Source organism: Dietzia sp. UBA5065 (assembly GCA_002415925.1).
GTDB lineage: Bacteria > Actinomycetota > Actinomycetes > Mycobacteriales > Mycobacteriaceae > Dietzia.
On the sequence record DIAZ01000107.1, the window covers coordinates 13,412 to 13,737 of the forward strand.

1 protein-coding gene is annotated in these 326 nt (G+C 77.6%); it reads left to right on the forward strand.

All coding sequences use genetic code 11. The annotated features are described in order from the left end of the window. Nucleotides 1-27: 27 nt before the first annotated feature. Nucleotides 28-326, forward strand: a 299-nt coding sequence (locus B4M60_RS08230; protein WP_291082109.1) for a DUF222 domain-containing protein, incomplete at its 3' end; no start/stop codon positions are given.

A 326-nucleotide genomic window follows, 5' to 3' on the forward strand; every position in this document is an offset into this window, starting at 1 on the left:
CAACTCCGCCGGATGATGGACCGCGCCGTGCGCCAGGTCGACCCGGAGGGGGTGCGCCGGCGCCGGAGCGAGGCCCACCGCGGCCGCGGCGTGTGGATCCGCAAGGCGCCCGACGGCATGGCGTCCGTCTCCGCGAACCTCAGCGCCGCGGGTGCCGAGGTCCTCGCGGAGCGGCTGGACCAGATGTCGGGAGCCGGCACCTGGTCCAGGCCGGGAGGGAACGACGACGAGGCGGCCACGGCCGCCGACGATCGCAGCCCCGACGAACGCCGGGCGGACGCGCTGGTCGAACTCGCCACCGCCGGCCCAGACCCGGACCGCGGGGC